Consider the following 12,116-nt stretch of genomic DNA (forward strand, 5'->3'; position numbering starts at 1 on the left):
CTGGCCACCGGCAGAAGGGGAGCGCACCTTTCTGAGTATCGATAGGGGATAAATAGGGGCTGGCAAGCCATTTATCAAGGTAGCCTATTACTTGTTATCCACTCCTAGCTGGTCAAAAGGTCAAAAACCGTGAGCCAAATCCCGAATCGGCGCTGCCCGTGATTTACAATGTTATCTTTGCTGACAATGCCGCAAATGCAAGCTATTCGCATTTACTATCGCATTGGCGAGCATAAGATCGCAGCAGATCAGGTAGTGTTTCAGGATAAGTGAAATGAACGGGGCAAAATCGATGTTGCTGTTGGCCTTGGGGCTGGCTGGCGTACCTGCCATGGCGCTGGAGCCAGATTTTGTGGTGGATATCGGCTGGGACAGTCGCTATATCACTGAAGGTCGTGACAACCTCGCCGGTGGCGGTATTGGCTGGGGGGCTTTAGCCGCCAGTATCGGTGATTTTACCGGTTACGCACGGGTTGGTCGTGCCGACAGCGAACATTACACCGAATGGAACTTTGGTGTTGAATATGCCCTGCATCTGCATGACCAGATTGAAGCCTTCGTTGGCTTACAGCGAATTGAAAGCTATGGCGATGAGCGTTGCAACGATACCGAGTTTTTTGCCGAAATGGCTCTGGTGCAGTGGGACTATCTGGTGCCGTCCCTTGCCTATACCTACAGTACCGAAGCCGGTGGCTATTTTGTGGAACTGAGCCTGCACAGTAATTGGCATTTGGGTGAACGCCTGACCCTGAGCCCCTATATTACTCAGGGGCTTGATTACCAATATGTGACCGAGGCGCATAATGGGCGCAACCACCTGCAATTTGGCGTAGAGGCCGAGTACGCGCTTGCTGATGGCCTTGCCATTACAGGCCATATCAGCCGCACTCAGGCCGGGCATGATATTACTCTGGAGCTGGGTGATGATGGGCTGGATGAAACCTTTGCCGGTGTTCACCTCAATTGGGCGTTTTAACCCGCTTTGACTAGACTTTGTTGCTGAAGCCCCCTGCGGGGCTGTACTGCCAGCCGCGGGATGCGGTGTTACCGGAGGACAAGGAATGTCAGCTTTTATCTTGGCGCCTGCATGGGCGCGTTCTGTGAGTAAGCTTTGCGCCTTGTATTCACTGATGTTTTGCAGTTTTGTGAGCGCCAGTGACTACCAGGCTCTGATGCAAAAAGCGCCCCCGTCCACCGCAACTGAAAAATCGACCCAGTCCGTTCACGATGAGCCTGACCACGCTGAGCCCGGCCACTTTCAGCTGGGTAATCACAGTCAGTTGGCCGATAAACCTGCGGCGCTGGACAGTCAGGGGAACCCCTTGGTTATTCCTGCCGCCCCCAGTCCCGGACTTGAATTCAGTGGCCGCGACTATGTTGACCAATCACAAAAGAGCGAGCGCAGCAGCAAGCGCACTCCGCGGCGGGAGAGTGCCGCAGCCACAGCCTCAAGGCCTTATGTGGCCGATGACCCCAATTGCCGCTGGCTGGATAACCGCATGGGGCAACTCGAAAAGCTGCTGACCTCCCGTGGGGCAGGCGAACATCATGGCGATGAGCTCAAAGCAAGGCAAAAGGAGTGGCGTTGTCTTAAGTGTGGCAGTAACGGTCCCCGTCAGGGCGACCACGACCGCTGCATGTATCGGCGTTAATGGCAACAAAGCTGGTGCTGAGTCGGTCTTAGGTCTGAGTGGGGGCTTGGCTGGCTTATCCCTGCTTCCCTCAGGGCAAAAAGCTCCCTACAATTGAGCCCTTACCTCGTCGGTCACAACGGAGATTTCCATGGCCCAACACTACGATTACATCTGTCTGGGAGCTGGCAGCGGCGGCATTGCATCCGCCAACCGCGCTGCTATCCGCGGCGCCAAGGTCCTTTTGATTGAAGCCAAACACGTGGGCGGAACCTGCGTGAACGTAGGCTGTGTGCCTAAAAAGGTGATGTGGTATGGCGCCCAGGTGGCAGAAGCCATGCACCTGTATGCCAAAGACTATGGTTTTGATGTTGAAGTAAAAAACTTTGACTGGAACACCCTGGTTGCCAGCCGCGAAGCTTATATCGAGCGTATTCATGCCGCCTATGGCCGTGGTTTTACCGGCAATGGCGTGACTTTGGTGGAAGGCTACGGCCGCTTCAAAGATAACCGCACCATCGAGGTGAACGGCGAAGAATACACCGCCGATCATATTCTTATCGCCACCGGTGGTCGCCCAAGCATCCCCAATATCCCGGGTGCCGAGCACGGTATCGATTCCAACGGCTTCTTTGCCCTCGACGCCCAGCCCAAGCGGGTTGCGGTGGTTGGTGCCGGTTACATCGCCGTCGAAATCGCCGGTGTGCTGCATGCCCTCGGCAGTGAAACCCATTTGCTGGTGCGCAAGCACTCGCCACTGCGCAGCTTCGACCCCATGCTGAGCCAGGCGCTGGTGGATGCCATGGCCGAAAACGGCCCGACTCTGCACACCCATGCCGTACCCAAGGCCGTGGAAAAACATGCCGACGGCAGCCTGACTCTGCAACTGGAAAACGGTGAGTCCATTAACGTGGATTGCCTTATCTGGGCCATTGGCCGCGAACCTGCCACCGACAAGATTGGCCTTGAAAACACCGATGTAAAAGTGGATGAGCGCGGCTATGTGTTGGTGGATGAGTGGCAAAATACCAGTGCAGACGGCATCTACTGTGTGGGTGATATCATTGCCGGTGGCATTGAACTTACCCCGGTGGCCGTGAAAGCCGGTCGCTTCCTGTCTGAGCGTCTGTTCGGCGGTCAGCCCAATGCCAAGATGGACTACAGCCTGGTGCCGACCGTGGTATTCAGTCATCCACCCATCGGCACCATGGGGCTGAGTGAGCCCGATGCCAAGGCGCAATACGGCGAAGATCAGGTGAAGGTGTACACCTCAAACTTTACCTCCATGTACACCGCAGTAACAGCCCATCGTCAGGCCTGCAAAATGAAACTGGTATGTGCCGGTCCGGACGAAAAAGTGGTGGGTATCCACGGTATTGGCTTTGGTATGGACGAAATCCTTCAGGGCTTCGGTGTGGCCATCAAGATGGGCGCCACCAAGGCTGACTTCGATGCCGTGGTGGCCATTCACCCCACCGGCGCCGAAGAGTTTGTGACTATGCGATAACCATTGCGCTGCGCACCGGGTTAACCGTTTCCCGCCAATAAACAAGCCGCTCAAAGAGCGGCTTGTTTATTGGCGTTGACTTTATGATTGGCCTGCCGGGCTTGCCTGTGGCAACGTGTGAAACTCTGAATAAGCAGAACAGGAGCCTGCCGTGATAGATCATATGAGCACCTACGCGACCAACTATACTGCCACCCGTGACTTTTATATTGCAGCATTTGCCCCGCTGAAGTATCCGATGCTGTTTGAAGAGATGGCCAGTTTGGACAACGACTGGCCAACCAGGCGGATGTGCGCCTTTGGTCCTGACAATAAGCCAATTTTCTGGGTGATAGAGGTAAAATCTCCGGCCACCCCACGCCACACAGCCTTTGTTGCCGCCAACCGCAGTGCCGTGGCTGACTTTTACCATGCAGGTTTGGCAAGCGGAGGGCAGGATAATGGCGCACCCGGCCTGAGACCTATTTATCATGAACATTATTACGGCGCCTTCCTGCTGGATCCCGATGGCAATAATGTTGAAGCTGTATGCCATCACCACGAATAAGGCAGATAGTTCAAGGTCATCCACCGAATGTCGAATTGGGCTTTGTTGTGGTTACTGCGGCATCAGGCGGATGCTGTGCTGTATTTGCCCCGGCAGCAGTGGTGTGGGGGTATGGCTGGCGTAATCACCAAAGCCGCTGCGGTAGAAGGCCGACAGCGGATGACCTGACTGTCCGCCCGGCAGCATCAGGATGGCGTCTTGCTCGCGTCCGGGCTGTACCACCAGGCGCTGGGAGGCGCCAAAGCCGGGGCTTTGCACCGCTGGTTCGAAATGGCCGCCAAACCCGGGTACTTCAGGCATGTCCAGCAGCGGTGCCAGCAGGGGTATTTGCTTACTGAAGGGATGCTGGATTTTAAGTGCATTCACCTTGCCCCAATTGAGTTCTGCAAGCTCGCCAGCAGTTGAGTGGCGGCTGAGCAGTGCGGCGCGATTGGCGCGGTAAATATCCAGCAGGAAATCGTTCCAGTCAGTCATTTTCTCCGGCAGCCAGGAGTCAGGCTTTTGCTGCAGCAGCTGCCAGGCCGACACTTCCAGATTGCCCTTAATCTTGCTCAAACTCAGCCCTTCTTCCGCCAGCCTTGTTTGCAGGGGAGCAAACAGGGTATCCATTACAGCTCCCCGAAATTTACTGACCAGGGTGTAGCCCACAGACTCGCTGCAGGCACAGGCGCCCCAGTCGGCAAGCGCTTTGATATCTTCTTCAAACTCATTTGGTTGATGTTTGAGGGTTTCGGTAAGCAGTTGGTGCCACGGGGTGAGAAACAGCGCCCTGTTGTCCAGCTGCATGGCGAGGAAGTCAGACTCATCAAACACGGATTTGGCGTTTAAGTTGTCGCGGATCTGCGCCGCGCGGCTGGCGATGGCATAACCGCCGTCGCCGAATCTTGGGGTGTCTGCAGCCGACAGCACCCGGCTGTTGGCGCTCCACAGCCGCTGATTGGCTGGATTGGCGACCAGGGGCACATTGGCTGCCGGAGCTGCCCAGCCTTCGGCTTGCCAGTCAGTGGCAGATTGCGCCACCACAACCGGATTGTCCCGTGCCGAAATGGCGCCTGTCAGTCGCCATGCGGCGTTGCCGGCGTTATCCACAATCAGCATATTCTGCACCGGGATCCCGGTGTGCTCGGTAACTGCAAGCCCTTGCTCCACGCCTGTGGCGGTTTCCAGACGCATCAGGTTCAGGTTAATGGCGAAGTCGCCATGGGCCACCCAGGACAGGGCATAGTCTTTATCACCGAGGCGCTTAACCGGCCCGAAACGGGACAATGTCAGCGGTATCTCTTTGCCGGCACCAGTGCTGGCGAGCTGCTCGGTAACAGTTTCTGTGGTTTCACCTTTTGGCAGTTCAATCCAGTCGGCGGTGTCGATATAGCCGTTGGTAAAGCCCCATGCCACATGACCATTGCTGCCGACCACAATCACGGGGGCACCGGGCAGGCTGACGCCTGTGACCTGAATGTCGCTGTCGTGGTGATGGTAATTGAGCTGGGCCCGATACCAGATGATGGGTACGGCCAGACCCAGATGCATATCGTCTGACAGCATGGCGCGGCCGCTGCGGGTGAGCTGACCCGTGACCGCCCAGTTGTTGCTGCCTTTGACAAAGGCGTCCAGTTCACTGCCAATAGGGCGCAGCTCGGCATTTTCCAGTGCTTTGGCTGAAAGGGGCGGTGCCACCATGGCCTGAGTCGGCAAAGTACTGCCATCCAGCGCGGCCTGAATAGGGTCGTTCTGGCTGACAAAGGCGAGCATCTCATCGCCATATAGTTGCCTGATGCGCTCCAGCACCAGTTCCCGTTCAAGGGTGTTCCCCTGCAAATCCAAATACATACTGAATATGGTCAGCAGGCTGTCTTCGGGGCGCCAGGGCTTAATGGCTGCGCCACTGAGCAGGTATTCAAAGCTTGGCAGTGTTTGCTGTGCCAGTGCCTGATTAACGCCGCGGCTATAGGCTTCAAGCACGGCCATGTCGTCGGCGGGCAGCTGCTTCAGCAGTGCCTGGGCACGCTTTCTGAATTGATGAAACCTGTGGCGCTCATCGAGCTTCAGCGCAGCGTCGCCAAACAGCTCAGCCAGTTCACCGGCAGAGTTTCGTCGCAGCAAGTCCATCTGGAAAAATCTGTCCTGCCCATGGGCAAAACCCAGTCCATATGCGGCGTCTGCTCTGGTGTCAGAATGAATAATGGCTGTGCCCAGTGAATCACGGTTAATCTCCAGTGGCTTAACCAGCCCGGGCAGGGTCAGCTTCCCATCCAACATGGGTAAGCTGGCCCTGAGGCCGAGATAAAGGCCGCAGAGCAGCACGAGCGCTGCAAGTAAAAACCATTTTCCGGCGGTGATTATTCTATTCATCCCTGTAAGATTTCCCCGCGTTAAACCGCCGTTTGTGTTATTCCAAGTTGCTCTGACAGCCACTCCAAAAGTAACCTGACAGCCCGCTTATTGTCTGCTGATGTGATGACCTGATAGCCGGAGCCGGACAGCACTTTTTCCGGCAGACAGGGTTTGAGCCAGCCATTTTCCACCTGAGTCGATACCAGCAGTGAGCTGGTGAGCGCCAACCCCTGCCCGGCCAGACATGCCTGCAGTAATTGATCCTCGCGATCAAACTCAATGAGTTGTGCCTCCCGGAAGGTTCCGTATGCCTGCTGCCAGCTTTGCCAATTGATGACCTCCGGCTGAGACTGGTGGCGGACTTGCATCAGGGTTTGGTGAGTCTGTTTGCGTGCAAGATACGCAGGGCTGGCATACAGGCCGAACTGTTCAGGCAATTTCAATGCCGGTGGCGAGGTAGCTGGGGATTGTCTGGTGATATTGATGTCGGTGGCTTCTATTGCCGGTTCGTCAGATTGACTGACTGATACCCGCAGGTCTGGATAGCGATTTTGAAAATCAGGCAGATGTTGCGCCAGCCACAAAGAGGCAAAACCCTGAGCTGCATTGATGGTTAAACTCTGGCGTCCAACCCCCAGACCAGTGAGGGTCTGATCGATTTGGCGCAGTACCTGACGGCTGGTTTCAAACAGGGTCTGCCCTGCAGGTGTGAGTTCGACGGCGCGGGTATGGCGGATAAACAATGGCATATCCAGGTGGGCTTCAAGGTTTCGGATTTGATGGGATACAGCTGTCGGAGTTAACTGTAGTTCCGTGGCAGCCATTTTGAAGCTGAGATGCCGTGCGGCGGCCTCAAATACTCTTAGTCCATTTAGTGAAGGCAGGTGAGAGTACATGCTATGGATGAGTTAAAAGAAGTTATGAGTGTGATTTTGCTGCCTTCACTTTGATATGTCTATCATTTTGAATCTATTTTATTCACTTATATATTAAAAGCCCTGCTTCGCAGGGCTGGTATAAAGATGGTTACTCTTTGGTAATTACCCACACGGCGTGGAGTACGCCGGGAATAAAAAAGAACAGGCATAAGATAATGTTAAGCAACAAATGTTTGCCAGCACCATCTTTTAAAAAAACGGCTACTGGTGGCAATAAAATGGCGATGATTACAAGTAATAGTTTATTGGTATCCATGGGGTCTCCTTGGTTTTTGTTATCGGTACCAAATTCGCAAGCCTTTGCGCACTTTGCAAGGCTGTTAAATAAAAACTATCAGGCTTAAGATATTCGGACTATAGTCAAGGCACTCTTTTTAGCCTTTTGACTTATGGACTTTCAGGCAAAACTTCTTATTCAGGTAATCATTCTGGTGACTGGCACCAGTGCCGTTGCTTGGGCATTGATGGCCAGCCCGATGCGGATAGCGCCCCGAGCATGCTGGCGTTATGCTGTGGCCAACGTTTTGATGATGCTTGGGCTGATATTGAATACGTTGCGGGGTGATGGGCCAAGTTATGTGGCTTGGCTCGGTGCCGATCTCAGTTTGCTTGCCGGCATTGTTATGCTGCGACTTGGTACCGTGTTTCTGTTTCGCCTGCCCGTAAGTTACCGGATGGATTTATTTCTATGGGGTGCGGCAGCGCTGGCGATGTTATTGGTTTCCCCGGAGGAGAGTTCCCAGCAATTTTTGGCCATAGTGTTTTCATTGGCTGCAGCCGCGATGTTTGCCAGACTGGCAATGGTGACACTTCAGGGGCTTTCACCGAGCACCGGACGATTTATGGCAATGTTACTTGTTGCTCCTGTGATTTTGGCCGCGTTGTCGTTTGTGTTGCGCCTGGGATTCATTTTTTACCATGAGCAAGCCGAAGAGCGATTTATTTCAATTCAATCCAATCAGGCATTACCGGTACTTTGGTTTTATTTGGTACTGGCTATCGCCATCAATGTGCTGGCGTTTGGCAATGCGCTGACCAGATTGGTTCAAAAAATTCGCATGCTTGCAGACAGAGATATGCTAACCGGGCTTTGGAACCGGCGTAGTGCCGAAGAAGTAATGAAGAAATTACACTATAAGTGGCAACGCGGCGGTGAAGGGTATGCGCTGGTGTTACTGGATTTGGATCATTTCAAGCAAATTAACGATACATTTGGCCATCAGGCCGGTGATGCGGCGCTGCGTCAGGCGGCTCTGGTGCTGTCACATGCTTTGAGGGACACAGACGTATTGTGCCGTTTTGGCGGCGAAGAGTTTTTAGTTATTCTGTCCGGCGCGAACATCAAACAAGCGCACCAGGTCGCAGAAAAGTTGCGTACATGCCTGGAAGAAAGGGCGTTAAGGTGGGAAGGCCAGGACATTCCCCTGAGCGCCAGTTTTGGTTGTGCAGTTGTGATGCCGGGGCTGTCGGTGTCTCAGTTGATATCGTCTGCAGATAACGCCATGTATCAGGCCAAGGCTGCGGGTCGTAACAGGGTGATGGATTCGGAACCACAGGTGGCCAGCTAACCCTGTTTGGCTTGATGCAAAGGCCGTGTCTATATGTTTTTCCTAAGGCTTAGGCCAGTCCAACGTGTCTGGCTGTTGCCAATCTGCTTCCAATAGTTGCCGCATGTCTTTCAAGCTGAAATGCTTGCCAGTCGGGATATGAGTCTGAATGTGATAATCCCGGCCATGGAAGCTGAAATGTAGCTGCCAGGCGTGCAGATAACCGCGATCGGCGGCTTCGCCGCCATAGAGTTCATCCCCCAAAATGGGCGTACCCAGACTGGCAAGAGCTACCCGCAATTGGTGGGTTTTGCCGGTGAGAGGTTTAAGCAGATACGCCCGTAGCCCTTCATCTACCGAGGCGGAAAAGAACTGGGTCACCGCCGGGTTTTCCATGGTACGTAACAGCTTATGCTGACTGCGGCGTGCCTTGGCCATGTCACCGGCCACCTTGCCCTGTTTTTTCTTCGGCTTTCCTTTGGCTAGCGCCAGATAGTACTTTTGCACCCTGTGAGCCGAAAATAGATCGGTAAAATCGGCGGCGGCCGTGCTGGACTTGGCCAGAATAATCAGCCCCGAGGTGAGGGTGTCGAGCCGGTGCACAGGATATAGCTTAAAACCAAGCGTGGCCTCGGCATATGCCACTACGCCCGCGTTGCCATCCTGACTGTGAAAATGCACCCCCGGCGCTTTATCAATTACGATAAAATCGGCTTCATCCTGGACAAGTTGGAACATGATTTACTTAAACTCAATTATGACCCGCAGGCCCGGCTGATTGTCTTCGAGGCGAATGTCCGCCTGATGCCGCGATAATATCGCTTTCACCATCGACAGACCAAGTCCGGTGCCTTGATGATGACGGCTGGGATCGAGTCTTACCAGTCGCTCAAACACTCTTTCGCGGCTCTCTTCAGGGATCCCGGGGCCGTTATCGCTTATCACCACTTCGCGGTCATTCTGGCTGATGTGGATGGCCGCGCCAACGCCGGCATACTTAATGGCGTTGTCCACCAGATTGAACAGCGCCTGGAACAGTAAATACTTATCCCCTTGCAGTTGGCAGGGCTGGCCCGATTCCAGGGTGAGGCTCTGGCCACGTTCTTCTGCCATCAGTTCAGCCATTTCAACCAGATCGCCACAGAGTTCTGATAGCTCGACCTGCTGTAAATCGAGCTGTTGCTGGCCTTCTTCAATGCGGGTAAGCGATAACATGGCATCGAAGGTAGCAAGGCAAAAATCCAGTTCTTCGATCAGTTGTTCGGCCTTTTCGGCCTTTTCTTCGGTGGGCGTATCTCTAAGTTGTTCAAGACCTATGCGCAGGTGCGACAGGGGCGTGCGCAGGTCATGTGCAATGTTGTCGGTCACACCACGCACGGCATGCAGATTGGTTTCCAGGGTGTCCAGTACCCGGTTAAATTGCAGTGCCAGCATATCGAATTCATCCTGACGCCAACTGATGGGCAGGCGGGTATCGTAGTGCCCTTTTTCTATTCGTTGTGCCAGGCGGTTGTATTGCACCAAACGGCGCAGAATTGCCTTGGAAAACAGGTACCCCAGCGCCATGGTCAGCACTATGGTCAGGGTCATGGCTGTCACTGCTGCCCGCAGGAATTTCTTGATCAGGGTTGCCAGCTGGTCGGTTCGGGTGGCTATGAGTACAGGGCCGTAACGTGTGATCACCAGGCCACCGGTGAGAATATGCAGTTTATCCGGGCCACCGGTGAGAATAGGGAACTCGACAGTGTCCGGTAGTAGCGGGATGTCCTCCGGCATCAGACTCAGGGAGCCGACGATATCAAAACTGTTGCGCCAGGCCACCAATACACTTTTAGGATCTGCGGCGCGGATTTGAGCCGCAAAGCTACGCCTGTCCACTGTCTGTGCAAGTTGGAGATAACGCTGCTTTTCGGTTTCAAGATGTTGTTCTATCTGATATTCCTGTTCTTTCACTAACTGTCGGTACAGGGTGAACAGCAGGGCGCCGGTGATCAGAGTCACCAGCGCAGTAAAGATAAGGGTAATTCCCCAAATGGAACTCTGGTGAGGCTTAATGCCTTTGACGAAGCCGATAACCTGCCCCCCGCACGGTTTCAATCAGCTCACCGTGGCCCAGCTCTTCAAATTTGCGTCTCAGTTTGGCGATGTGCACATCAATTACGTTGGTGCGTGGATCGAAGTGATAGTCCCATACAGCTTCGAACAACAGGGTGCGGCTTATCACCTGATTTGGGTGTTCCATCAGGTACTTGAGCAGCTGAAACTCCTTGGGTTGCAGCATTAGTTCCTGACCATCGAGGGTCACGTTACGGGTAAGCAGCTCCATTTCCAGCGGTCCCGACTGCAGATGGGTTTGTACCGGAGCAGACAGCCCCCGAGACACCAGGATTTCTGCCCGAACCAGCAGCTCTGAAAAGGCAAACGGCTTGGTCATATAATCGTCGCCGCCACTGCGAAGCCCTTTTACCCGTTCATCGACGTGTGACAGGGCGGACAGGATTAACACCGGGGTTTGGTTGGCATTGGCACGCAGTGCCGCCAACAGTGCCAGGCCATCGAGGCCCGGCAGCATGCGGTCGAGAATAATCAGGTCGTACTGGTTGCTGGTGGCGAGCAACAGTCCCTGATGACCATCAGCGGCCGCTTCAATATTGTGCCCCTGTTCGGAAAAGCCTTTGACTATGTATTCTGATGTGGTGTTGTCGTCTTCAACCAACAGGATTTTCATGGTTTCTCCTTAACGGCGCTTATCTCTCCCACTGCAGCATAGGCAGTGGTTTGAGTTTGTGAACATCGAATGCGTGCTTGCGCTTGCCGTTTTCATCTACCATTTTGAATTCCAGATAGCTGATGTCCAGATCGTGTTCCAGTTGAGCTTCCAGCAGCTTACCCTGATGCTTTTGGGTGGCAAGACGTACCAACTCTGAAAACGACATCTGTTTGCGTTCAAGCAGTTTTACAGCTTCAAGCTCGTCGTGATCGTCAGCCTCCAGTTTACTGTTGCGTTGCACCACCATAGAGCCGTCGGCGGCACGAAAAGTCAGTTTAGTGAGAGTATTTTCTTCGGAATTGATCACATCGAACTCATAAAGGAGTTCTCCTTCCTTCAGGTCCAGCGCGAACTCGGCAATGTATCCCGGATATTCTGCTTCTACCTTTTCCATCATGGTCAGGGGATCTATCCGTTCGCCTGAGCTCAGCAAATTGAACAGACTGGTGTTTGCCGAAGCGGCACCTACCATCATCATTGCTCCGAGCAGCCAGTATCTCATTGAAGCCTCCGAAAAAGTCAGTGCCCGTATCCTAAAAGACTAATCTGCTGATGTCACCACGAGCATGTTGTCGAACGCGAGTGCAGGAAAATATTGATCACAGATTTTAATTTGCTGCAGCCATCTTGAAAGCGACAATACTGCCAATCAGCCTTTCGGGACGATGGAATACAAGGGTGAGGACCCAAATGTAGCGGCGAGGCTGGGTTGTTTGACGTCCGGTCGGTCGAGCAAACCATAAAGGCAGTGCTGCTGGTATGAGGATCAGTAGTGTGCATAAGGGGCCATGGGTTTTGTCTATGAGGCCAGTCTAGCGGCGCGGCCCTGAATTTTCTGTGGT

Annotated in this window: 12 protein-coding genes; 5 read left to right on the forward strand and 7 right to left on the reverse strand. The window is 53.9% G+C overall.

Features of this window, described 5'->3' with window-relative positions:
- The first annotated feature begins 274 nt into the window (after positions 1 to 274).
- From ABYK60_RS00905 to ABYK60_RS00920, 4 genes are all read left to right on the forward strand, one after another.
- Entirely contained in the window at positions 275 to 976 is a 702-nt protein-coding gene (locus tag ABYK60_RS00905) for a hypothetical protein (RefSeq protein WP_372869968.1), read from the forward strand.
- Positions 977 to 1,061: 85 nt separating this feature from the next.
- A complete protein-coding gene (locus ABYK60_RS00910) occupies positions 1,062 to 1,652 on the forward strand; it encodes a hypothetical protein (RefSeq protein ID WP_372869970.1) in 591 nt (196 codons plus the stop codon).
- Positions 1,653 to 1,782: 130 nt separating this feature from the next.
- Complete coding sequence (gorA, locus tag ABYK60_RS00915; RefSeq protein ID WP_372869972.1) at positions 1,783 to 3,138, forward strand: glutathione-disulfide reductase; 1,356 nt, start codon at positions 1,783 to 1,785, stop codon at positions 3,136 to 3,138.
- A gap of 151 nt (positions 3,139 to 3,289) precedes the next feature.
- Positions 3,290 to 3,685 (forward strand): VOC family protein, encoded by a 396-nt coding sequence (locus ABYK60_RS00920; RefSeq protein WP_372869974.1) that lies wholly within the window; start codon positions 3,290 to 3,292, stop codon positions 3,683 to 3,685.
- A 51-nt stretch (positions 3,686 to 3,736) separates the two neighbouring features.
- Here ABYK60_RS00920 and ABYK60_RS00925 read toward each other — a convergent pair whose 3' ends face one another.
- The 3 genes from ABYK60_RS00925 to ABYK60_RS00935 all read right to left on the reverse strand — a co-directional run bounded on the left by ABYK60_RS00925 (position 3,737) and on the right by ABYK60_RS00935 (position 7,213).
- On the reverse strand, positions 3,737 to 6,037 hold the full coding sequence (locus ABYK60_RS00925) for a penicillin acylase family protein (RefSeq protein WP_372869976.1): 2,301 nt from the start codon (positions 6,035 to 6,037) through the stop codon (positions 3,737 to 3,739).
- Positions 6,038 to 6,057: 20 nt separating this feature from the next.
- A complete protein-coding gene (locus ABYK60_RS00930; protein ID WP_372869978.1) occupies positions 6,058 to 6,915 on the reverse strand; it encodes a LysR family transcriptional regulator in 858 nt (285 codons plus the stop codon).
- A 130-nt stretch (positions 6,916 to 7,045) separates the two neighbouring features.
- Positions 7,046 to 7,213 carry a YqaE/Pmp3 family membrane protein gene (locus tag ABYK60_RS00935; RefSeq protein ID WP_372869980.1) on the reverse strand — a complete coding sequence of 56 codons (168 nt, stop codon included), beginning with the start codon at positions 7,211 to 7,213 and terminating at the stop codon, positions 7,046 to 7,048.
- A 133-nt stretch (positions 7,214 to 7,346) separates the two neighbouring features.
- Between ABYK60_RS00935 and ABYK60_RS00940 the strand changes: the two genes are divergently transcribed.
- Entirely contained in the window at positions 7,347 to 8,525 is a 1,179-nt protein-coding gene (locus tag ABYK60_RS00940) for a GGDEF domain-containing protein (RefSeq protein WP_372869982.1), read from the forward strand.
- A gap of 42 nt (positions 8,526 to 8,567) precedes the next feature.
- Here ABYK60_RS00940 and ABYK60_RS00945 read toward each other — a convergent pair whose 3' ends face one another.
- The 4 genes from ABYK60_RS00945 to ABYK60_RS00960 are packed head-to-tail and all read right to left on the reverse strand — an operon-like array spanning position 8,568 to position 11,776.
- The gene (locus ABYK60_RS00945; protein WP_372869984.1) at positions 8,568 to 9,242 is read right to left on the reverse strand and encodes a TIGR01621 family pseudouridine synthase; all 675 of its coding nucleotides are present in this window, start codon (positions 9,240 to 9,242) and stop codon (positions 8,568 to 8,570) included.
- Between the two features lie 3 nt (positions 9,243 to 9,245).
- On the reverse strand, positions 9,246 to 10,505 hold the full coding sequence (locus tag ABYK60_RS00950; protein ID WP_372870119.1) for a sensor histidine kinase: 1,260 nt from the start codon (positions 10,503 to 10,505) through the stop codon (positions 9,246 to 9,248).
- 49 nt (positions 10,506 to 10,554) lie between these two features.
- Positions 10,555 to 11,232: a response regulator transcription factor gene (locus tag ABYK60_RS00955; RefSeq protein WP_372869986.1), complete on the reverse strand. Its 678-nt coding sequence runs from the start codon at positions 11,230 to 11,232 to the stop codon at positions 10,555 to 10,557.
- A 19-nt stretch (positions 11,233 to 11,251) separates the two neighbouring features.
- A complete protein-coding gene (locus ABYK60_RS00960) occupies positions 11,252 to 11,776 on the reverse strand; it encodes a hypothetical protein (protein WP_372869988.1) in 525 nt (174 codons plus the stop codon).
- Between the last annotated feature and the right edge of the window lie 340 nt (positions 11,777 to 12,116).

This window comes from Shewanella sp. (genome assembly GCF_041630135.1).
GTDB lineage: Bacteria > Pseudomonadota > Gammaproteobacteria > Enterobacterales > Shewanellaceae > Shewanella.

Excerpts from the sequence above, each read along its gene's own strand:
- ABYK60_RS00940 (WP_372869982.1), top strand. The coding sequence starts at position 7,347 with ATGGACTTTCAGGCAAAACTTCTTATTCAGGTAATCATTCTGGTGACT.
- ABYK60_RS00955 (WP_372869986.1), bottom strand. The coding sequence starts at position 11,232 with ATGAAAATCCTGTTGGTTGAAGACGACAACACCACATCAGAATACATA.
- ABYK60_RS00960 (WP_372869988.1), bottom strand. The coding sequence starts at position 11,776 with ATGAGATACTGGCTGCTCGGAGCAATGATGATGGTAGGTGCCGCTTCG.
- ABYK60_RS00935 (WP_372869980.1), bottom strand. The coding sequence starts at position 7,213 with ATGGATACCAATAAACTATTACTTGTAATCATCGCCATTTTATTGCCA.
- ABYK60_RS00910 (WP_372869970.1), top strand. The coding sequence starts at position 1,062 with ATGTCAGCTTTTATCTTGGCGCCTGCATGGGCGCGTTCTGTGAGTAAG.
- ABYK60_RS00930 (WP_372869978.1), bottom strand. The coding sequence starts at position 6,915 with ATGTACTCTCACCTGCCTTCACTAAATGGACTAAGAGTATTTGAGGCC.
- gorA (WP_372869972.1), top strand. The coding sequence starts at position 1,783 with ATGGCCCAACACTACGATTACATCTGTCTGGGAGCTGGCAGCGGCGGC.
- ABYK60_RS00925 (WP_372869976.1), bottom strand. The coding sequence starts at position 6,037 with ATGAATAGAATAATCACCGCCGGAAAATGGTTTTTACTTGCAGCGCTC.
- ABYK60_RS00905 (WP_372869968.1), top strand. The coding sequence starts at position 275 with ATGAACGGGGCAAAATCGATGTTGCTGTTGGCCTTGGGGCTGGCTGGC.
- ABYK60_RS00945 (WP_372869984.1), bottom strand. The coding sequence starts at position 9,242 with ATGTTCCAACTTGTCCAGGATGAAGCCGATTTTATCGTAATTGATAAA.